The organism is Bradyrhizobium sp. BEA-2-5 (assembly GCF_032918025.1).
Taxonomy (GTDB): Bacteria; Pseudomonadota; Alphaproteobacteria; order Rhizobiales; family Xanthobacteraceae; genus Bradyrhizobium; species Bradyrhizobium pachyrhizi.
In genome coordinates this window covers 3,022,577-3,042,689 of sequence record NZ_CP136629.1, presented here as the reverse complement: position 1 = coordinate 3,042,689, position 20,113 = coordinate 3,022,577, and the positions used below count along the sequence as shown (strand labels likewise).

The following is a 20,113-nucleotide window of genomic DNA, read 5'->3' as shown; positions in this document are numbered from 1 at the left end:
GCTCATCGATCCCGTAATTTCGCAGTGAGGCTCGCAAGTCCGCGATGCAGCGCGACCCGCACCGCACCCTCGCTCATCGAAAACTTCGCCGCCGTATCCTTGATCGAGGCGGCCTCGACCGCGATCGATTGCAGCACGTCGCGCTGACGCGCGGGCAACGCCTGCAACTGGGCGCTCACCTCGCTCGGCGAGGCCGTCGGTTCCGGTGTTTCCCCGGGCAGCGTCTCGGCGAAATCGTCGATGTTGACGAACACGCGCCTGCCGCGCCGGCGGAGCGCGTCGATCAGCTTGTTGCGGCCGATCGCAAACAGCCAGGGCGCGAAGGGGGCCTCGCTGTCCCAGGTGTGCCGTTTCAGATGCACCGCCAACAGAATCTCCTGCACGATATCCTCGGCCTGGTCGACCGGTTGTCCCGCGCGCGCCAGGCCGCGGCGCGCTGCGGCACGGAGCACCGGCGTGATTGCCTTCAACAGGCGATGATAGGCCGCGTCATCGCCAGCCATGGCCGACCGCATCAGGCCGGTCCATTCGTCCTCACGTCCGCGCACGCAGGCTCCTGAATTGCAATTCGGCCGATCTTTCAGTTCGTTACGCGGCATGCCAGATGATCACGAATTCGTGATCTCCATCCACCGGCAAGACCGCGCCGAGGATCGGCCTCAAAGAATCGCTCCGGCGGGTTTCCAGACGTCACGGCTCATAACACCGATCGGTCCGACAAGCATCGGTGCTGCTGCCGTCGATGGGCCGCTGGGAAGAAATTGCCCAGCTTTTGCCCCCGGATGCCCGAAGATTCCCTTTTTCTGCCCCGGTGTGGACACGCAGCGGGGTCTCTTTTCGCCCTTGGGCGGGCGACATGGGGAGATCATCAAAATGAAGATCAAAGCCGGCGGGCGCTTGGCATTGATGGTTGCGACAGGACTGACAGGCCTTTTCGTAGGTCTCGCCGGTCCGCTGGCGGCGCATGCGGCCGGTTCGGACGCATCGGCATCGAAATCCGACAGCGCAACGACCGAGAAGTCCGCGCAACAGAGCTCCCGGCATGGCCGGCGCCATGCGCGTCGCCAGTCCTCCAAGACGGCCGACAAGTCCGAGAGCAAGAAGGCCACCAATAACGACGCCGGCAGGGTCACCTCGGCAGGCATTCCCGCCACCGTCGCCAACGCCAATGCGGAGCTGACCTCCGGCGACGACAATGCGGCGGCGACGCCGGTGAAAGCCAATGTGTTGATTGCCGCGGCCGACAAGCCGGCAGACCAGTCCGACGGTAATGTGGTCGCATCCGACCAGCTCAACGAGGTCGACCGCGCCCTGCAGCAGGAGCAGCCGGCGGAACAGCCGCAGCCGGCCCAGCCGCAGACCGCTCAACAGGAGACACCACCCGGGCCGCCGCCGACGGTTGCCGTGGCTGCACCCAAGCCGGCCCCGGTTCTGGCGAGCAGCGACAGCGCGAGCTGGGACCAGACCTCGCTGATCGGGAAGATCTTCATCGGCTTCGGTGCCCTGCTCACGGTGGCCTCCGCCGCGCGCATGTTCATGGCCTAGCGGAGGCGCCTGCGGTGCGGCGCGGGGGGCGCCGCACCGCAGCCCAAAGCCTCGCTTCAGCCACTTGAAGCGCATCCCGTCAGCGGGCACATTGCCCGGCAAATCAGGCACGGGGTTTGCGTCCATGGCTATGTTCGAATTCATCATTGTTGAAAGCAAGGGACCGGTCGGCGTCATCAAGCTGAACCGGCCGAAAATGCTCAACGCACTCTCCTTCGGCGTCTTTCGCGAGATCGCCGCGGCGGTCGACGATCTCGAGGCCGATGATGCCATCGGCTGCATCGTCGTGACCGGCAACGAGAAGGCCTTTGCCGCCGGCGCCGACATCAAGGAGATGCAGCCCAAGGGCTTCATCGACATGTTCTCGGAGGATTTCGCCGCGATCGGCGGCGACCGCGTCGCGCGTTGCCGCAAGCCGACGATCGCGGCGGTTGCCGGCTATGCGCTGGGCGGCGGCTGCGAGCTCGCCATGATGTGCGATTTCATCATCGCCGCCGACACCGCGAAGTTCGGCCAGCCCGAGATCACGCTCGGCACCATTCCCGGCATCGGCGGTACCCAGCGCCTGACGCGCGCGATCGGCAAGTCCAAGGCAATGGACCTCTGCCTCACCGGCCGGATGATGGATGCGGCGGAAGCCGAGCGCTCGGGCCTCGTCAGCCGCATCGTACCCGCTGACAAGCTCATGGACGAAGTGATGGCGGCAGCCGAGAAGATCGCCGCGATGTCGCGCCCTGCGGCCGCGATGGCCAAGGAAGCGGTGAACCGCGCCTTCGAGACCACGCTCGCCGAGGGCATGAGCGTCGAGCGCAACCTGTTCCACTCGACTTTCGCGCTCGAGGACCGCTCCGAGGGCATGGCTGCGTTCATCGAGAAGCGCAAGCCGATGAACAAGAACCGTTAACCCATTCGGCTCCGTTGCAATGCCGCGGTGACGAGCGCGCGATAGGCGCGCTCGGCGAAATGCGTCGGCTTGTCGAGACCGAGCCGCGCCAGGCATTCGCGGTCGGCGGCATCGGGCGGATGCCGCATGCCCTGCCACAGCAGGCCGGCGAGTTGCAGCGGCGTGTGCTGCGCCTGCCGCAAGATCTGCAAAGCCGGAATCAGCCGCTGCTCGACATCGGTGAAGTCGCTGCCGAACGGGAATGACGGCAGCAGCCCGGCGTCGCGCGCGGGCCTCAGCGCAGCACTGATGCGCTCGGGATAATTTTCGCGATGCGCCGCAGGAATCTCGTAGCTGCGCGGCAGCTTGCCGGCATCCTTGGCCTGCCGCATCAATTCACCCTGGAAGCGGGAGTCCGAGACCTGCAGCATCGCGGCGATCACGTCGGCATCGGATTTCCCCCTGACGTCGGCGACGCCATATTCAGTGACAAAGACATCGCGCAGATGCCGCGGGATGGTCTCATGTCCATAGGACCAGCGAATGTTCGACTGCGCTTGCTTGGCGGACTGACGGGTCGCCTCCAGCGCCAGCACAGAACGTGCGCCCTCGAGCGCGAATGCCTGCGCCACAAAATTATACTGGCCGCCGACCCCGCTCACGACCTGGCCGTTCTCGAGACCGTCCGAGATCGCAGCGCCGAGCAGCGTCGCCATCATCGCATTGTTGACGAAGCGCGCATCGACCCGGGCGCGACGCTTGCCGTCCTCGTCGCCGAAGATCTCGTTGGTGAAGGAAACCGGCATCATCTGGATTCGCGCCAGCTGCTCCGGTGCCATCTCGCGCAGCGCCCGGTAGAATGATGGCGGGCCCAGGAAGAATGCGCCGTGCAGGATCACGCCGCCGACCTCGCGCTTGAGGATGCCGGCGTCGATCAACCCGAGGAACGCCTCGAACAGCATCTCGCTGACGCCGTAGAGACCCTTTTCGAACGACCCGGTCCCGGCCGCGGCGAGTTGCCCGGTACCGGGCGCAAGGCGCCGCATGATGCCGTGGAATTGGGCGTTGTCGCGATGGCGGACCACGAGCCCCTGCGCCAGCGCGTCGCCGACCTGCCCGATGCCGATCTGCAACGTGCCGCCGTCGCGGACCAGACCAGCGGCGTGCAAGCCGATCGCATATTTGGTGTCGCTGATCGGCTCGGACGGCGGCGCGAACAGCGAGAAATCGGTCTCGGGACTGTCGAGCACCGCGGCGAATTGATCCGCCGGCAGGTCGCCGGCGCCGGGCATGAACGGCAGCTCGGAATTGACCTGGCCGATCAGCTTGAACGACGCCCGCCCCTGCGCACGGGCGCGCAGCACGTCGAGCGTGGTGTCGGTGTTGCAGCTCAGGCTGTAGCGCGGCACGCCGTCAACCATGCGCTTGGCAACGAGCTGAGGCACGACATTCAGTCCGCGCGCCAACAAATATGACGCCGCATGGGTGTAGTTGGCGGAAATGTAGTGCTGTTGCGCGAATGGCTGGTGCAGCCACTGCCCCGCGAGGAAGAAGAACTCGATCACCTTGATGTTGGGCGGAAGTGCGCCATGATGCAGCGCATCCGCGTAGGCGAGATCCGGATAGCCGTCGAACAGGCGGTCGATCACCGGTCCGATGAAACGCCGTTCGAGCAGGCTCTTCGGCTTCGGCTTTTCCAGCGTCAGTGCGGAGAACAGCGTCAGGTTGATGGAGCGGTCGGCCACCGCCCGCGCATACAGCGCGTTGACGATGTGATTGGCCTTGCCGAGGCCGAGCGGCAGCCCGACCACCAGTTCGGTTCCGACGTCACGAATGATGTGCTCCGCGATCGCCTCGGGGTCGGAGAAGAATATCGGCATCAGCAATGGACCCGGACGAGACGGTGGATAACCGGCATCGTTGAATCGACGGCCGGCGGTTCAAACTTATACTTCATATGACCGATACGTGCGCCTGTGACGAACCGGCAACAGACAAGAACTGAAATGATGTGCAGATGTCGCGCGGCGGTTTGTCTGTGGCGGCACCGCCCCGTAAACAGGTAGATGTGTCGGCGGCGTCGGCGGGGGCGCACTGCCGGAGTTTTGGTTTGCGGGATCACATGGTTGAGCGTGCCGCGAGGGTCGGCGACGTAGCGAGGCGCGTGCTTTTGTCGGGCATCGGCCTTGGCGTGCTGGCATGTGCGCTGCTGACGGAGACCGCGGCCCGCGCCGAGAGCCTGCCGGAGGCGCTGGCCAAGGCTTACCAGACCAACCCGCAGCTCAATGCCGAGCGTGCGCGCCAGCGCGCGACCGACGAGAACGTGCCGCAGGCGCTCGCCGGCTACCGGCCGCAGATCGTGGCCGGCCTGTCGGTCGGCCTGCAGGCGGTGCGCGATCAGCTGCCCGGCAATGTGATCCAGACCGCAACGCTGAAGCCGTGGCAGATCGGCGTCACCGTGACGCAGACCCTGTTCAACGGTTTCCGCACCGCCAACAGCGTGCGGGCCGCCGAACTCCAGGTGCAGTCGGGCCGCGAGGCCCTGCGCAATGTCGGCCAAGGCGTCCTGCTCGATGCGGTCACCGCCTACACCAACGTGCTCGCCAACCAGTCCCTGGTCGAGGCGCAGCGCGCCAACGTCGCCTTCCTGAAGGAGACCCGGGCAATCACCGAACGGCGCCTCAATGCCGGCGACGTGACGCCGACCGATACCGCCCAGGCCGAGGCGCGACTGAACCGCGGCCTTGCCGACCTCAACGCCGCCGAGGTCAATTACGCGATCAGCCAGGCCACCTATGCGCAGGTGGTCGGCAACGCGCCATCCCAGTTGCGCCCGGCCGAGACCATCGACCGACTGTTGCCGCGCAGCCGCGAGGATGCGATCGCGCTCTCGCTCCGCGAGCATCCCGCCGTCACCGCGGCAGGCTTCGACGTCGACGTCGCCTCGACCTCGATTCGCGTCGCCGAGAGCAGCCTGATGCCGAACGTCTCCGTGCAGGGCAGCGTCAGCCGCAGCCGCGACACCGACACCACGCTCGGCAGCTTCGGCACCGATCAGGCCTCGGTGATCGGTCAGGTGACGCAGCCGATCTATGACGGCGGCACCGCCGCATCGCAGACCCGGCAGGCCAAGGAGGTCGCGGCGCAGAGCCGGCTGGTGCTGGATCAGGTCCGCAATCAGGCCAAGACCGCCGTGGTCAGCGCGTGGGTCGCCAATGAGGGCGCCAAGATCGCGGTGTCGGCCTCCGAGTCCGAGATGAAGGCTGCGGAAGTTGCGCTGGCTGGCGTGCAGAAAGAAGCCGCGGGCGGCCAGCGCACCACGGTAGACGTGCTCAACGCGCAGCAGGATCTGATCACCGCGCGAGCACGGCTGATCGGCGCGCAACGCGACCGCGTGATCGCCTCCTACACGCTGCTCAGCGCCATCGGCCATCTCGACGTCAAGACGCTGAACCTGAACACGCCGGACTATCTGCCCGAGGTGCATTACCACCAGGTCCGCGACGCCTGGCACGGCCTGCGCACGCCGTCGGGGCAATAGGCATTGCGGAACCGTTCGCACCGCGAACGGGCCCTTCCCGCCCGCTCTCTCCGCCGATAACCTCCGCCCCCGCCGGCAACCCATAATGCCGACGCGCGTATGACGCGCATAACAGCCGAGCACACAGGGAGACGTCCAATGCTGACGCGACGCGATATGATGCTGGCTTCCATCGCAGCGGGAGTGACCATGACCAGCGGCAACGCATTTTCCAAGGCAGCGCAACCATCAACCGCGGTGAATTTCGACGTGCCTGCAGGGGCGTGCGACTGCCACACCCACATTCATGGCGACCCCCAGAGATTTCCGTTCTTCGCGGGGCGCGTCTATACGCCGGAGCCGGCGAGCCCCGAAGAAATGGCGGCGCTGCACAAGGCGCTGCATATCGAGCGCGTGGTGATCGTGACGCCGAGCGTCTACGGCACCGACAATTCCTCCACCTTGTTCGGCATGAAGGCGCGTGGCGCGACCGCGCGCGGGGTCGCCGTGATCGACGACAAGACCAGCGAGAGCGATCTCGATGCCATGAACAAGGCCGGCTTCCGCGGCATCCGCATCAATCTGGCGACCGGGGGCATCAACGACCCCAATGTCGGCCGCGCTCGCTTCACCACGGCCGTCGAGCGCATGAAGGCGCGCGGCTGGCATGTGCAGCTCTACACCAGCCTCGCGATGGTCTCCGCGATCAAGGACCTCGTCGCTACAGCGCCGGTGCCGGTCGTGTTCGACCATTTCGGCGGCGCCGAGGCCGCACTCGGCACCGGCCAACCGGCATTTGCCGACCTGCTCGCGCTGGTCAAGTCCGGCAAGGCCTATGTCAAGATTTCCGGCGCCTACCGCGCCTCCAAGCTCGCGCCCGATTATGCCGACGCCACGCCGCTGGCGCAGGCGCTGATCGCGGCCAATGCGGACCGCATCGTCTGGGGCACCGACTGGCCGCATCCGGATTCGGTGACGCCGCAAGGCAGGAAGGTCACCGACGTGACGCCGCTGTATCAGATCGACGACGGCCGCCTGCTCAACCAGCTTCCGGTGTGGGCGCCGGATGCGGATGTGCGCAAGAAGATCCTGGTCGACAATCCGGCGCGGCTCTACGGGTTCACCTGAGGCTGTCCTTCGGCCGGCGCGAGAAGTAGGAGATCAAGACCGGCAGCGTGATCAGGATCACGAGCGGCGCCAGCATCATGCCGGTGACGACGACGACCGCGAGCGGCTTCTGCACCTGCGAGCCGATCCCCTCCGACAGCGCCGCCGGCAACAGGCCGACGCCCGCGACGACGCAGGTCATCAGCACGGGACGGAGCTGAAGCTCGCCGGTGCGGACCACCGCGCTCATGCGGTCCATGCCCTCTTCGATGAGCTGGTTGAACTGCGACAGGATGATGATGCCGTCCATCACGGCGATGCCGAACAGCGCGATGAAACCGATTGCCGCGGAGACGCTGAACGCCGTGCCTGTTATCAGCAGGCCCAGCACGCCGCCGAAGATCGCCATCGGGATCACGCTCATCGCGAGCAGCGTGTCGGTCATCGAGCCGAAATTGAACCAGAGCAGCACGCCGATCAGCGCCAGCGAGATCGGCACCACGATCGACAGCCGCCGGATCGCGTCCTGGAGATTGCCGAACTCGCCGACCCACTCCATGTGCGAGCCCGGCGGCAGCTGCACCTGCTCGGCGATCTTGTCCTGTGCCTCGCGGATGGCGCTGCCGAGATCGCGCTCGCGCACCGAGAACTTGATCGGCAGATAGCGCTCCTGCTGCTCGCGATAGATATAGGCCGCGCCGGAGATCAGGTTGATCGAGGCCACTTCGGAGAGCGGGATCTGCGTGATACCGCCGTTGGCGTTCGCCACCCCGATCCGCAAGTTCTGGATCGCTTCCGCGCTCTTGCGATATTCCGGCGCAAGGCGGACGATGATCGGGAAGTGGCGGTCGCTTCCGGGCTCATAAAGGTCGCCGGCGGTGTCGCCGCCGATCGCGACCTTGATGGTGGCGTTGATGTCGCCCGGTGCAAGGCCGTAGCGCGCGGCCTTGGCGCGGTCGATGTCGATCTGGATGGTCGGCTGCCCGAGCGAGGTGAACACCGCAAGGTCGGTGACGCCCTGTACGGTGGCCAGCACCGATTTGATCTTGTTGGCGGTGTCGGTCAGCGCCTGGAGGTCGCTGCCGAACAGCTTGATCGAGTTCTCGCCCTTCACGCCGGAGACGGCTTCGGAGACGTTGTCCTGGAGATATTGCGAGAAGTTGAACTCGACGCCGGGAAATTTCTCCTGCAACTGCGCCAGCAATTGCGCGGTCAGCACGTCCTTGTCGTGAGTATTTGGCCATTCGCTGGCGGGCTTGAGCGGCGCGAAGAACTCGGCATTGAAGAAGCCGGCGGCGTCGGTGCCGTCATCGGGACGGCCGTGCTGCGACACGACGGATTCGACCTCCGGCCGGGCGCGGATCACCTTGCGCATCTCGTTGACGTAGCTGTTGCCTTCCTGGAGCGAGATGGTCGGCGGCAGCGTGGCACGGATCCAGAGATTGCCCTCCTCCAGCTTCGGCAGGAATTCGAGGCCGAGGAAGCGCGCGAAGATGATGGTCATGACCACGAGGCCGGCCGCGCCGGCCATCACCAGCTTGCGGTTGGCGATCGCCCAGTTCAGCACCGGCAGGTAGATCGCGTCGAGCTTCTTGACGATCCAGGTCTCGGTTTCCTCGACATGCGCGGGCAGGATGATCGCGGACAGCGCCGGCGTGACGGTGAAGGTCGCAAGGAGCCCACCGGCGAGCGCATAGGCATAGGTGCGGGCCATCGGCCCGAAGATGTTGCCCTCGACACCGGACAGCGTGAACAGCGGCAGGAAGGCCGCGATGATGATCGCCGCGGCGAAGAAGATCGAGCGCGAGACGTCGGCGGCCGCCGACAGGATCGCGTGGCTCTTCATCCCCATCACCGTGTCCTCGGAGATGTGGCTTCGCTCGTCTTCCGACAGCGCGGTGGTTTGCGTCAGGCGGCGGAAGATCGCCTCCACCATGATGACGGTGGCATCGACGATCAGGCCGAAATCGATGGCGCCGACCGACAACAGGTTTGCCGATTCCCCGCGCAGCACCAGGATGATCACGGCGAAGAACAGCGCGAATGGAATAGTGGCGCCGACGATCAGCGCGCTGCGGAGATTGCCGAGGAATATCCACTGCAACAGCACGATCAGCAGGATGCCGACCACCATGTTGTGCAGCACGGTGTGGGTGGTGAGATCGATCAGGTCCTTGCGGTCGTAGATGCGCTCGATGCGCACGCCGGGCGGCAGAATGGTGGAGTTGTTGATTTGCTGAACGAGCTGCTCGACCCGCTTGATGGTCGGCGAGCTCTGTTCGCCGCGGCGCATCAGGACGATTCCCTGCACGATGTCGTCGGTTTCGTCGAGGCCGGCGATGCCGAGACGCGGCTTGTGGCCGACGGTGACGGTTGCGACGTCCTTGACCAGCACCGGATTGCCGCCGGTCTGCGCCACCATGGTGTTGGCGAGGTCGTCGATCGAGCGGATCAGGCCGACGCCGCGCACCACGGCCGATTGCTGGCCGATATCGACGGTGTTGCCGCCGACATTGACGTTGGAATTGCCGACGGCCTGGAGCAGTTGCGGCAGCGTCAGGCCATTGGCGACCAGCTTGTTGAAGTCGACCTGGAGCTCGTAGGTCTTGCTCTTGCCGCCCCAGCCGGTGACGTCGATGACGCCGGGCACGGCACGGAAACGGCGCTGGAGAATCCAGTCCTGAATGGTCTTGAGGTCGAGCACGCTGTAATTGGGCGGGCCAACCAGGCGATAACGGAAGATCTCTCCGATCGGGCTGAGCGGCGAGATTTGCGGCTGCACGTTGCCCGGCAGCGGCGCGAGCTGCGCCAGGCGGTTCAGCACCTGCTGCAACGCCTCGTCATAGGTGTAGGCGAAGGAGAACTGGAGTTTGACGTCGGAGAGGCCGTAGAGCGAGATGGTGCGGATGGTCGTGAGGTTCTTCAGGCCCGCGACCTGGGTCTCGATCGGGATCGTGATGTAGCGCTCGATCTCCTCCGCCGACAGGCCCGGACTCTGCGTCACGATATCGACCATCGGCGGGGTCGGATCGGGATAGGCCTCGATGTTGAGCTGGTTGAACGCGATGAGGCCGCCGATCAGCACGGCGGCGAACATGCCGACCATCAGGAAGCGCCGGTCGACGGCGAGGGCAACGAGACGATCCATTCAGGTCGGCGCTTTCAACTGGAAGGGAGTTTTCTTATTGAGCGTGATCTCCGCGCAAACGCGTTGCGCGTTTGTCGCGAGGGAAAACCGCTTCCCGCTTTTCCGGATCATGCGCTTAGGTGCCTGATGCGGCGCGGTCGATGAAGAGGCTTCCCTTCGTCACGATCTGCTCGCCCGGCTTGAGGTTGCCGGCCACCTCGACGAGGTCGCCATTGATGAGGCCGGGCTTGATCTGACGCAGCTCGATGGTCTTGTCGTCGGCCCTCGCGACCCAGAGCCGAACCTGGTCGCCCTCGTAGATCAGCGCCTGCTTCGGCACGCCGACCGCCGGGTGATCGCCCTTCGAATACAGCGTCACATTGGCGAACATCTCGGGCTTCAGCCGCTTGTCGGCGTTGTCGATGGTGGCGCGAACCAGGAGCCGGCGCGAGGTCGCGTCGATCGCCGCGGCGACATAGTTGACCCGGGCGTTCAGCGTCTTCCCCGGCAGCGCCATCACGCTGAAGGTGAGGTCCTGGCCGACCGCGACATTGTCTGCGTCGGATTCGCGCACGAAGGCGGTGAGCCAGACCGTGGAGAGATCGCCGATCACGAAGACCGGGTCGCTGGCGCCGGTCGAGACATACTGGCCGGGACCGGCCTTGCGCTGCACCACGGTGCCGCCGATCGGCGCGAACACCGTCGTCTCCGGATTGAGGCGGCCCTTCTGCCGCAGCGTCGTGATGTCGTCGTCGCCGAAGCCGAGAATGTGCAGCTTGTTCTGCGCCGCTTCCAAAAGCGTCTGCGCCGAGCGCGCATCGTTCTGCGCTTGCACCAGCGCCGCCTGCGCCTGCTGATAATCCTTCAGCGGGATCGCCTTGCCCTCGGACAGATCCTTGGCGCGCTTCTCCTGGATCTGCGCCAGGTCGAGCGCCGACTGCGCCTTGTTGAGGCCGGTCATCGCCGCGATGTAATCGTTCTGCGCCTGCACGGTGTCGGCCGCCTCGATCACGAACAGCGGCTGGCCCTTCACCACGGCATCGCCCGGCCGCACCATGAGGCGCGTGACGCGTCCGGTATAGGGCGAGTAGACCGGGGTGGAGCGGTCCTCATCGATGCCGATCTTGCCCTCGGTCACCAGCTCGGAGCGGAAGGTGTGCTCGCTCACGGTCTGGAAGGTCAGGCTGGCCCACTCGGCCGCCGACGGCGCATAGCGCGCGCCGCCCTTGCGGGACTGGCTGGAGACTTCCGAAGATGTCTGCTTTTCCGAGCCGAAACGCGTGTAGCCATAGGCACCCGCGCAGGCAACCGCCAGCAGCGCCGCGGCCACGACCAGGCGCGGGCGGCTAAAGCTCTGCATTCTCTTGGTAAACTCTTTCACCATGCGGTCCGCGGGGTCGATCGTTGCAGCATCCGGCGGGACGGCCCCAGCGGTGCGCTAATAGTGCTGAATTGGCGTCTCAAACAACCTAAAAATCGCCCTTCGGCGACGCCTGTCGTTAAAGTTTGCATAGCCTGAACGGCAGCTGAATGTCTCATCCGGGAAACTCCGGGGCAGGAAACTCCGGAGGGTGGCTGCCGAGGGGCATGGCCGGACGGGACCAATGGGCCGGGGTCCTGGACAGCACGGCGGCATGCCGGACCGAGCTCAGCGTACCAAAGCCGGACGGCAGCCGTTCGATGAAGGGCTGCACCGCATCCGCCTTCAGGTCCTCCGTCGCAAGGCCTCCTTCGAGGCGACCGAGATTCCACAACCATCGCCCGGTCTGCGCCAGCGAGACGCGCACGTGCCAGCTGCCGCCTTCGCGGGCTTGGCGCGCCCTGGCCATCATCGCGCCGAACGCCATCAGATAGCCGGTGGCGTGGTCGAGGATTTGAGCCGGCAATTCCCTGGGAGCATCGATGCCGGCGGCCTGGCCCTCGGCGTGATTGAAGCCGGTCGTCGTCTGCACCAGCGAGTCGAAGCCGCGCCGCTCGGCCCAGGGGCCGGTGTGGCCATAGGCCGACAGCGTGACATAGACGATGCCAGGATTGATTTGCGCTGCGTCCTCCGGCGCGAAGCCGAGCCGCGCGATCGCCTGCGGACGATAACCCTGCGAGAGAATATCGGCCTGCGCCACCAGACCCTGCATCACGCCCCGCCCCTCTTCGCTCCGCAGCTCGAGGAAGGTGGTGAGCTTCCCGCGGCTGGTGTCGATGGTGAGCCAGGGAATGGCGGGCAGCTCCGGTCCTGACACCAGCAGCACGTCCGCGCCGTGCGCAGCGAGCGTGCGGCCGGCGACGGGGCCCGCGATGACGCGAGAGAGATCGAGCACACGGATTCCGGCCAGCGGCCGGTTGCCCGCGGGCCACGGCTTCGGTGCGGCCTCGCCGATCTTCTCGATCGAGATCAGCGGCAGTTTTGCCAGTTCGTTGGCATGCGGCGTCGCCGACCACTCGTCGTGCGAGCGCATCAAGGCGACGACGCCGCCGGCGGCGTAGGCCGCGGTCTCGAACGCCTCGCCGTCCCATTGCAGCAGCGCGGCCTGGACGTCGTCACGTTCAGCGTTGCAGCCCAGCACCTTGCAGACGGCGTCGCGGTGATGCGGGAAATTGGTATGCAGGCGGACGAAGCGGTTGTCTTTGATACGATAGACGCCGGCGATCGCGTCCCAGGCCGGCGGGGGCGGCTTGTCGTCGACGCGCAAATAGCGCTCGGAACGACATTCGGCGACGGCGTGGCGGATGTCGACCGCGACATCCTGCTGCTCGCCGCTGCGGGCCTTCCAGATCTCGGCCGCGGCGAGGCCGGCTGCTGCGATCGGCGCCTGCGCTGCGGCTGCGACCCGAAACGACGACGGCAGCTGCGGCTCGCTGCCGGTCAATGTGACCGCATCGAGCGCGGCCGGCGCGCCGCCGGCGCCGGTCCAGACATCGGAAAGGATTTCACGAATGTCCTGCATGCGCATACCCGTTTGCGATTATTCTATGCCCGAGCATGATGACAAAAAGGCGGTGCCCGATCCCAACCGTCATTTCCGGTCCTGCTTCTATCCAGCTCTGCCTGACCCACACAGGAGTTGCAATGGCCGCCATTGATCCCCTCACCGCAGGCGCCGTGTTCATCGCGACGGCGGCCACCGACGCGGTCTATGTCATGTTCACCTCGGCGGTGATCGCGCGCAAGCGCGTTCCTGCGGCGAACTGGAGCGCGATCTGGTACCTGCTCTCCTCCTACGCGGTGATCAGCTACACCGATAACGCGTTCTATGTCGCGTTCGCGGCGATCGGCTCCTGGGCCGGCGCCTATGCGTCGCTGACCTTCCTGCACCGCCCGCCCGGCGGTCCGCCGGTGGGCGCCGCGGTGGAGTAGCATGCAGCGGCTGAGGAAGTCATCCGTCGTCGATGCAACATGGGGCCTGTCCGACAGGGACCGGTTGTAAGCTACGTGTCAGCATTGGCGTGTAGGCTACACGTTCGCATTCGCGCGACATAAGTCGATGAACCGATTGGATGGACAATGGCGCGTTCGCGCCGCAGGGACTCAGGGGTCCCATACGCCGCAGCGAATGTTGTAGGCGGGACTCGCCGTTGCAAGAGTGCATAACAATTTGCTTCGGTGGTTATGGGTCCCTGCTTTCGCAGGGACGACGATGAGGATGGTCCTCGATTCAAGTTGCCACACCACGCGGCGTCATCACCCGCGCATGCGCGCATGCGGGTGATCCAGTATTCCAGAGACGGCCGTTATTGAGCCGAGGGGCCGCGGCGTACTGGATCGCTCGCATGCGCCCCCCCCGGGGAGAATGAGAGTCCACGGTTGCTTCCCCGGCGTCGTCCCGGCGAAAGCCGGGATACGCCGCGGAGGATGTTGTGGATGGCACTCGTCCTTGCAGCACCGCGTAACCATTTGCAGCGGTGGTTATGGGTCCTGGCTTTCGCCAGGACGACGTTGGGGATGGAGCTGGTTCAACAGCTGCCGTCATTGCACGACAGCTAATGGAAATCGCGGGAGGGCGGCAGGATGCGGACGTTGCGGGGGTGGCGGATTTTTTGCGGCGAGTTGTCGCCGTGATCGCGGCGGTCGTCGTTGAGCGGCTCGATCAGCGCGGGGCCCGCCGGTACCGGATGCTTGCGGCTCAAGGATTTATTGGCGAGGCCGATCAGATCGTGCGAGCGGTCGACCATGCGCTGGGCGATGAGATGCGTCACCTTCTCGGGGCTGCTCTGGATATAACCCTCGACCAGGATGAGGCGCGCGCCCATCACCTCCTTGCGGTACTGTTCCATGATCTTGGGCCACACCACGACATTGGCGATGCCGGTCTCGTCCTCCAGCGTCATGAACACGACGCCGCTGGCGCTGCCCGGCCGCTGCCGGACCAGGACCACACCGGCACAGCGGACGCGGCGCCGGTTGTTGCTCTGGTTGATTGTATGGCAGGCGACGACGCGCTCCTTCGTGAAGGTGTCGCGCAAAAATTCCATCGGGTGGCCTTTCAGCGATAGCCGGATGGTCTGGTAGTCCGCGACCACCTGCTCGGCGCGCGGCATCGCCGGCAATGGCTTTGCGCCTTCGTCCGGCTGCTCGCGCGCGGTCGCCGCCTCGAACAGCGGCAGCGGCACGTCGTCGGGCAACCGCCGCACCTGCCACAGCGCTTCGCGGCGATCGAGCCCGAGCGAGCGGAACGCGTCGGCATCCGCCAGCAGGATCAGCGCGCGCTTGGGCAGGCCGGTGTCGCGGGCGAAGTCCTCGAGCGAGGTGAAGGGACGACGGTTGCGGGCGGCGACGATGCGGTCGGCCCAGTCTTCTTTTCCAACGCTGTCATTCCGGGGCGATGCAAAGCATCGAACCCGGAACCTCGAGATTCCGGGTTCACGCTTCGCGTGCCCCGGAATGACAGCTGAAGCTTCCTCAACCGCTCCTCGTCCTCATCCAGCCAGTGAAATCCATCGATCTGGCGGAAGCCGAGCCGCACCGCGCAGTATTTCCCGTCGCGCTCCTCCAGCGTGTTCTGCGCGAAGCTGTAGGACACGTCGATGTCGCGAACCTCGACGCCGTTCTTGCGGGCATCGCCGACGATCTGCGCCGGCGCATAAAAGCCCATCGGCTGCGAATTCAAGAGGCCGCAGCAGAAGGCGTCGGGATGGTAGTGCTTCAGCCACGACGAAATGTAGACCAGTTGCGCAAAGCTCGCGGCATGGCTCTCAGGAAAACCGTAGGAGCCAAATCCCTTGATCTGGTCGAAGCAGCTTCTGGCGAAATTGGGGTCGTAGCCGCGCGCCACCATGTTGCCGATCAGCTTTTCCTCGTATTGGCCGATGGTGCCGACGTTGCGGAAGGTCGCCATCGAACGGCGCAGACCGTTGGCTTCCTCGGACGTAAAATGAGCAGCCTCGATCGCAATGCGCATTGCCTGCTCCTGGAACAGCGGGACGCCGAGCGTCTTGTGCAGCACCTTATAGAGCTCGTCCCTGTCGCCGTGCTCCGGCGACGGCGAGGGGTAGCTCACTTTCTCGAGCCCGTTCCGCCGCCGCAAATACGGATGCACCATGTCGCCCTGGATCGGCCCGGGGCGCACGATCGCGACTTCGATGACGAGATCGTAGAAGGTCCGCGGCTTCAGGCGCGGCAGCATGTTCATCTGGGCGCGGCTCTCGACCTGGAACACGCCGAGCGACTCCCCGAGGCACAGCATGTCGTAGACCCTGGGATCGTCCTGCGGAACGCTCGCCAGTGCTCGCCCTTGTGGTCCGCAATCAGGTCAAAACACTTGCGGATGCAGGTCAGCATGCCGAGCGCCAGAACGTCGACCTTCATCATGCTGAGCGCGTCGACGTCGTCCTTGTCCCATTCGATGAAGGTGCGGTCGTCCATCGCCGCGTTGCCGATCGGCACATAGGTGTCGAGCCGGTCCTGGGTCAGCACGTAGCCGCCGACATGCTGGGAGAGATGGCGCGGGAATTCGATCAGCTCGGTCGCAAGCTCGACCGCGAGATTGATCATCGGATTGTTCGGATCAAGCCCGGCCTGCCTGACCTGCATGTCGTTGAGGCCCTTGCCCCAGCTGCCCCAAACCGTGTCGGCGAGCGCGGCGGTGACGTCCTCGGTCAGGCCCAGCGCCTTGCCGACGTCACGAATGGCGCTGCGCGGGCGATAATGGATGACGGTGGCGATGATCGCGGCACGATGGCGGCCGTAGCGGCGATAGACATATTGCATCACCTCCTCGCGCCGAGAATGCTCGAAATCGACGTCGATATCCGGAGGCTCCAGCCGCTCCTTGGAGATGAAGCGCTCGAACAGGAGATCAACCTTGGTCGGATCGACCGAGGTGATGCCGAGCACGTAGCAGACGGCCGAATTCGCCGCCGATCCCCGCCCCTGGCACAGGATGTTCTGGCTGCGTGCATAATGCACGATGTCGTGCACGGTGAGGAAGTAATGCGCGTATTTCAGCTCGGCAATCAGCGCGAGCTCCTTCTTCAGCGTCGCGCGCAACTTGCCGTCGATCTTGCCGTCGAAATATTTGTCGACGCCGGCCCAGGTCAGATCCTCCAGATGTCCCTGCGCGGTCTTTCCCGGCGGCACCGGCTCGTCGGGATATTGGTATTTGAGCTGGTCGAGCGAGAAAGAGATGCGCGCAGCAAAACGCATGGTTTCCGCGATCGCGTCCGGCAGATCGCGGAACAGCCTGATCATTTCTTGCGCCGGCTTGAGATGCCGCTCGGCATTGGCCTCCAGCTTCCGTCCGATTGCATCGATCGTGGTCTTTTCCCGGATGCAGGTCAGCACGTCCTGGAGGGGACGGCGCGCGGGATGGTGATAGAGCACCTCGTTGGTCGCAAGCAGCGGCACGCCGGCGTCAGTGGCGAGGCCATGCAGCCGCGCGAGGCGGCGCCTGTCGTCACCGCGATAGAGCAGGCTTGCGGCGAGCCAGACGCCGTCGGCGGCGCTTGCCTTCAGTTGCGCAAGCAGATCGAGCGCATCGGCAGCCTCGAACCGATGCGGCAGCGCCAGCACCAGGAGCTGACCCTCGACGAAGTCGAGGAGGTCGGCGAGCTTCAGATGGCATTCGCCCTTCTCGATCCGCATGATGTCGTCGCCGCGCTTGCCCCGGGTGAGAAGCTGGCACAGACGGCCATAGGCGGCGCGGTCGCGCGGATAGACCAGGATGTCGGGCGTGCCGTCGACGAAGACGATGCGCGCGCCGATCAGCAGCTTTGGCGGATGGGCGACCTTCTCGCTGTCGAGCTCCTTGTAGGCCCGCACCACGCCGGCGAGCGTGTTGTGATCGGCAATGCCGATCGCGGGGACGCCGAGGATGCTGGCCTGATGCACATAGGCGCGCGGATCCGAGCCGCCGCGCAGGAAGGAGAAGTTCGTGGTGATGCCGATCTCGGCATACGCAGGCGTGGTCATGCGAAGAGACCGTGCACATACCAGTTGGGGGAAACGGGCTTGCCTTCCTCGTCCCGCAGCTCGCTCTCGTAGAGACCGTCGCGAAAGATCCAGAAGCGCAGACCTTCGGCATCCTCGATGCGGAAATAGTCCCGCGTCAGCTGCTTGCCGTCCTGCTGCCACCATTCCATGGCGATGCGCTCGGGCCCCTCCACCCGCACCACCGCATGCAGCGCGCGGCGCCAGGTGAATTGATGCGGCGGACCATCCGGCACGGTCGCGAACGGCACCTTGATCGGTTCGGGCCGCTCGAACAGCCTAAGCGGACGCAGCGGCGGTTCGCCGGCGACGCGCTCCGGCCAGGCGGCGGCGCCCGCCGCGGCCAGATGATGCTGCGCCGGCAGCGCCAGCGCCGATCGCTCGGGGACGTGGCTTTCGAGCGGCAGATGCACGACGACGCGCTTTCCCCCGATGCGCGCGGCGATGCGGTCGATCAGTGCCGAGAGCTCGTCATTATCGTGTATGGTGGCGTCGAGATCGCGCTGCTGCTGTACCACGATCTCGGTACGTCCTGCGGCGAGGCGAATGAGATCGAAGCCGAAGCCGGGATCGAGGGGATCGGCGAGCGCATCGAGGCGTTCGCGGAACAGCCGGTCGATCACGGCGCTTCGCGTCACCGGACGTCCGGTCTCGACCGTGATCGCGCGCACCACGCCGTCGGTGCGGAAGAAGCTCGCTTCCAGCTGCCGCGCACCCTTGCCCTGCTTGTCCATCGCCGCAACCAGCATCTTGGCGAGGCTTGACAGCGTCATCGCGATCATGGTGTCGGTCGCGATCGGCTCGGCGAAGCGCTTTTCCACGATGTAATCGGGCAGCGGTTTGCGCGGATTGATCGGCGCATCGCCCTGTCCCAGCGCGTGGCCAAGCAGGGTGGTGAAAGCCGCACCGAACCGCGCCGAGATTTCATGCGGCGCGCGCGAGGCGACATCGCCGATGGTCTTCAGGCCGGCGCGGCGCAAGCCGGTCGTGACAGCGGCATCGGCACCGAGCGCCGACACCGGCAGTGGACCGACCGCCGCTGCTTCCTCGCCATCGGCGACGATCTTGCCCGAGGCGGTGCGCGTCAGCGTACGCGCCGCGATCGAGGTGCCGGCAATCGCCGCGCTGACGGCAAAGCCGCGCCGACTCAGCGCCCCCGTCACGATCTGCAGCAGCGCGCGCTCACCGCCGAACAGATGCGCGCAGCCGGTGATGTCGAGGAACAGCCCGTGCGGCGCGTCGAGCGCCACCAGCGGCGTGAAGCGGTCGCACCAGTCGGCGACATCGCTGAGCGTCTTCAGATCGGCGGCGGGATCGGCATCATAGACCGTGAGCTCCGGACAGATCGCCCGCGCATTGGCGAGCGGCAGCCCGATCGACAGCCCGGCGCGCACCGCGGCCTCGTCGACGGCATGCAGCAGGATCGCATTGTGGTCTTTTGCGACGACGACGCTGGGGAGTTCTGCTTTCTTCGCCTCTCCCGCTTGCGGGAGAGGGAGCCCTGCCACCTCCCGTGCATCAGCTTGCGAGGCGATGTCCTGCGCGAGCTTGCGTTTGATGCGGTCGATGGGCAGGCGCGGCAGCCACAGGCTGAGGATACGTCGACGGTTCACTGAACTGGCACTCATCACAATTCCATTCCATGATCCACCGGCCGCAGGGGCCATGACGATTGCGCAAGAGTTCGGCATCGAAGCGCGGCGCGCCCCACACGCTCGCGGCATTGCCCGGCGGCGAATGCGCCGCGCGCACGATCCAGCGCGTCTCCGCGGTCGAGGGGATCGCCGTCGCCGCGATCCGCAGCACCAGCGCGGTGACGCCGGAGGCTTGCGCGGCCAGGGTCAATTTGCGGCTGGCGACGAGATCGAGCTGGCGCGCCTCGCCCCAGAGCTCGAGCACGACGGCGCCCAGCGCGTCGCAGGCGAGCGCATCGGCCGAGGTGCGCAGCGCGCTCTCGACATCGGCGGCGCGCACCATCACCACGCGGCGCGGATCGAGGCCGAGCTCTTTGAGCCCACTCATCGACAGCGCGCCTGTTTCCACTTCCGAAAAATCCTGCCGCACCCACAGCAGCGGCTTGCGTGCCGACAGCCGTCCGGCGAGCCCCGCGATGAAGCCGGTCGCCGCGCCGCCTTGATGGCCGGCCGCGAACACCTCGTGCAATGCGGCCGGCGCAAGCCCGCCGCGCAGCATCGCATCCGCGATCGTATGGCCGAGCGCGACGCGGTTCGGCATCGCCGCATCCGATGGCGCCTCGATGCGCGCGATGCTGCCGCGCAGAGACGCAAGCGTACCCATGCGTGCGCCGTTCATATGCGCCGCTCCTTCAACTTGAAAATTTGAGGTCGTCACTGCCTGAACAAAGAACCAGCGGCTGGCTCATTTGTTCATGATATGTTCTAATATAAAGCTAACAGGGCCCGCGGAGTCAATCGGATTGGTGAGCTCATCGATTCATAAGTGGAATCAATGGGATTCAGCAGCCGCCGAACCGGACGGGCCCTGATCTTC

General features: G+C 65.6%; 12 protein-coding genes and 1 pseudogene. 5 read left to right on the top strand and 8 right to left on the bottom strand.

From position 1 onward, the window contains the following. Nucleotides 1-2 precede the first annotated feature (2 nt). Nucleotides 3-548 (bottom strand): sigma-70 family RNA polymerase sigma factor, encoded by a 546-nt coding sequence (locus RX327_RS14060; protein WP_317250617.1) that lies wholly within the window; start codon nucleotides 546-548, stop codon nucleotides 3-5. A gap of 325 nt (nucleotides 549-873) precedes the next feature. Between RX327_RS14060 and RX327_RS14055 the strand changes: the two genes are divergently transcribed. Together RX327_RS14055 and RX327_RS14050 are read left to right on the top strand one after the other, a co-directional pair. Beyond that, the gene (locus tag RX327_RS14055; RefSeq protein ID WP_038377096.1) at nucleotides 874-1,545 is read left to right on the top strand and encodes a hypothetical protein; all 672 of its coding nucleotides are present in this window, start codon (nucleotides 874-876) and stop codon (nucleotides 1,543-1,545) included. A gap of 124 nt (nucleotides 1,546-1,669) precedes the next feature. Continuing rightward, nucleotides 1,670-2,449 carry an enoyl-CoA hydratase gene (locus tag RX327_RS14050; protein ID WP_317250616.1) on the top strand — a complete coding sequence of 260 codons (780 nt, stop codon included), beginning with the start codon at nucleotides 1,670-1,672 and terminating at the stop codon, nucleotides 2,447-2,449. Here RX327_RS14050 and RX327_RS14045 read toward each other — a convergent pair. Beyond that, nucleotides 2,446-4,308 (bottom strand): acetyl-CoA hydrolase/transferase C-terminal domain-containing protein, encoded by a 1,863-nt coding sequence (locus RX327_RS14045; protein WP_317250615.1) that lies wholly within the window; start codon nucleotides 4,306-4,308, stop codon nucleotides 2,446-2,448. The two genes, RX327_RS14050 and RX327_RS14045, sit on opposite strands and share 4 nt — an antisense overlap. A 242-nt stretch (nucleotides 4,309-4,550) precedes the next feature. Here RX327_RS14045 and RX327_RS14040 point away from each other — a divergent pair, with 242 nt between their 5' ends. Together RX327_RS14040 and RX327_RS14035 are read left to right on the top strand one after the other, a co-directional pair. Next, complete coding sequence (locus tag RX327_RS14040) at nucleotides 4,551-5,969, top strand: TolC family outer membrane protein (RefSeq protein ID WP_317250614.1); 1,419 nt, start codon at nucleotides 4,551-4,553, stop codon at nucleotides 5,967-5,969. 138 nt (nucleotides 5,970-6,107) lie between these two features. Further along, on the top strand, nucleotides 6,108-7,076 hold the full coding sequence (locus RX327_RS14035; RefSeq protein WP_317250613.1) for an amidohydrolase family protein: 969 nt from the start codon (nucleotides 6,108-6,110) through the stop codon (nucleotides 7,074-7,076). Here RX327_RS14035 and RX327_RS14030 read toward each other — a convergent pair. From RX327_RS14030 to RX327_RS14020, 3 genes are all read right to left on the bottom strand, one after another. Further along, entirely contained in the window at nucleotides 7,069-10,203 is a 3,135-nt protein-coding gene (locus RX327_RS14030; RefSeq protein ID WP_317250612.1) for a CusA/CzcA family heavy metal efflux RND transporter, read from the bottom strand. The two genes, RX327_RS14035 and RX327_RS14030, sit on opposite strands and share 8 nt — an antisense overlap. A gap of 115 nt (nucleotides 10,204-10,318) precedes the next feature. After that, nucleotides 10,319-11,566 carry an efflux RND transporter periplasmic adaptor subunit gene (locus RX327_RS14025; protein ID WP_317250611.1) on the bottom strand — a complete coding sequence of 416 codons (1,248 nt, stop codon included), beginning with the start codon at nucleotides 11,564-11,566 and terminating at the stop codon, nucleotides 10,319-10,321. A 151-nt stretch (nucleotides 11,567-11,717) separates the two neighbouring features. Then, nucleotides 11,718-13,124, bottom strand: coding sequence for a CoA transferase (locus RX327_RS14020; RefSeq protein ID WP_317250610.1), 1,407 nt, complete (start codon nucleotides 13,122-13,124; stop codon nucleotides 11,718-11,720). A gap of 122 nt (nucleotides 13,125-13,246) precedes the next feature. Here RX327_RS14020 and RX327_RS14015 point away from each other — a divergent pair, with 122 nt between their 5' ends. Continuing rightward, nucleotides 13,247-13,534, top strand: coding sequence for a hypothetical protein (locus RX327_RS14015; RefSeq protein WP_317250609.1), 288 nt, complete (start codon nucleotides 13,247-13,249; stop codon nucleotides 13,532-13,534). Nucleotides 13,535-14,157: 623 nt separating this feature from the next. Here RX327_RS14015 and RX327_RS14010 read toward each other — a convergent pair. From RX327_RS14010 to RX327_RS14000, 3 genes and pseudogenes are all read right to left on the bottom strand, one after another. After that, nucleotides 14,158-17,584 (bottom strand): annotated as a pseudogene (locus RX327_RS14010) (error-prone DNA polymerase). Then, nucleotides 17,581-19,230: a DNA polymerase Y family protein gene (locus RX327_RS14005; RefSeq protein ID WP_317250608.1), complete on the bottom strand. Its 1,650-nt coding sequence runs from the start codon at nucleotides 19,228-19,230 to the stop codon at nucleotides 17,581-17,583. Before RX327_RS14005 ends, RX327_RS14010 begins: the two are co-directional and overlap by 4 nt. Then, nucleotides 19,121-19,915, bottom strand: coding sequence for a DNA repair protein (locus tag RX327_RS14000; protein ID WP_317250607.1), 795 nt, complete (start codon nucleotides 19,913-19,915; stop codon nucleotides 19,121-19,123). The genes RX327_RS14005 and RX327_RS14000 overlap by 110 nt, the downstream gene beginning before the upstream one ends. Nucleotides 19,916-20,113: the final 198 nt, after the last annotated feature.

Coding starts and splice junctions, on each gene's coding strand:
- RX327_RS14055 (WP_038377096.1), top strand. CDS start 874: ATGAAGATCAAAGCCGGCGGGCGCTTGGCATTGATGGTTGCGACAGGA.
- RX327_RS14050 (WP_317250616.1), top strand. CDS start 1,670: ATGGCTATGTTCGAATTCATCATTGTTGAAAGCAAGGGACCGGTCGGC.
- RX327_RS14045 (WP_317250615.1), bottom strand. CDS start 4,308: ATGCCGATATTCTTCTCCGACCCCGAGGCGATCGCGGAGCACATCATT.
- RX327_RS14040 (WP_317250614.1), top strand. CDS start 4,551: ATGGTTGAGCGTGCCGCGAGGGTCGGCGACGTAGCGAGGCGCGTGCTT.
- RX327_RS14035 (WP_317250613.1), top strand. CDS start 6,108: ATGCTGACGCGACGCGATATGATGCTGGCTTCCATCGCAGCGGGAGTG.
- RX327_RS14030 (WP_317250612.1), bottom strand. CDS start 10,203: ATGGATCGTCTCGTTGCCCTCGCCGTCGACCGGCGCTTCCTGATGGTC.
- RX327_RS14025 (WP_317250611.1), bottom strand. CDS start 11,566: ATGGTGAAAGAGTTTACCAAGAGAATGCAGAGCTTTAGCCGCCCGCGC.
- RX327_RS14020 (WP_317250610.1), bottom strand. CDS start 13,124: ATGCAGGACATTCGTGAAATCCTTTCCGATGTCTGGACCGGCGCCGGC.
- RX327_RS14015 (WP_317250609.1), top strand. CDS start 13,247: ATGGCCGCCATTGATCCCCTCACCGCAGGCGCCGTGTTCATCGCGACG.
- RX327_RS14005 (WP_317250608.1), bottom strand. CDS start 19,230: ATGAGTGCCAGTTCAGTGAACCGTCGACGTATCCTCAGCCTGTGGCTG.
- RX327_RS14000 (WP_317250607.1), bottom strand. CDS start 19,915: ATGAACGGCGCACGCATGGGTACGCTTGCGTCTCTGCGCGGCAGCATC.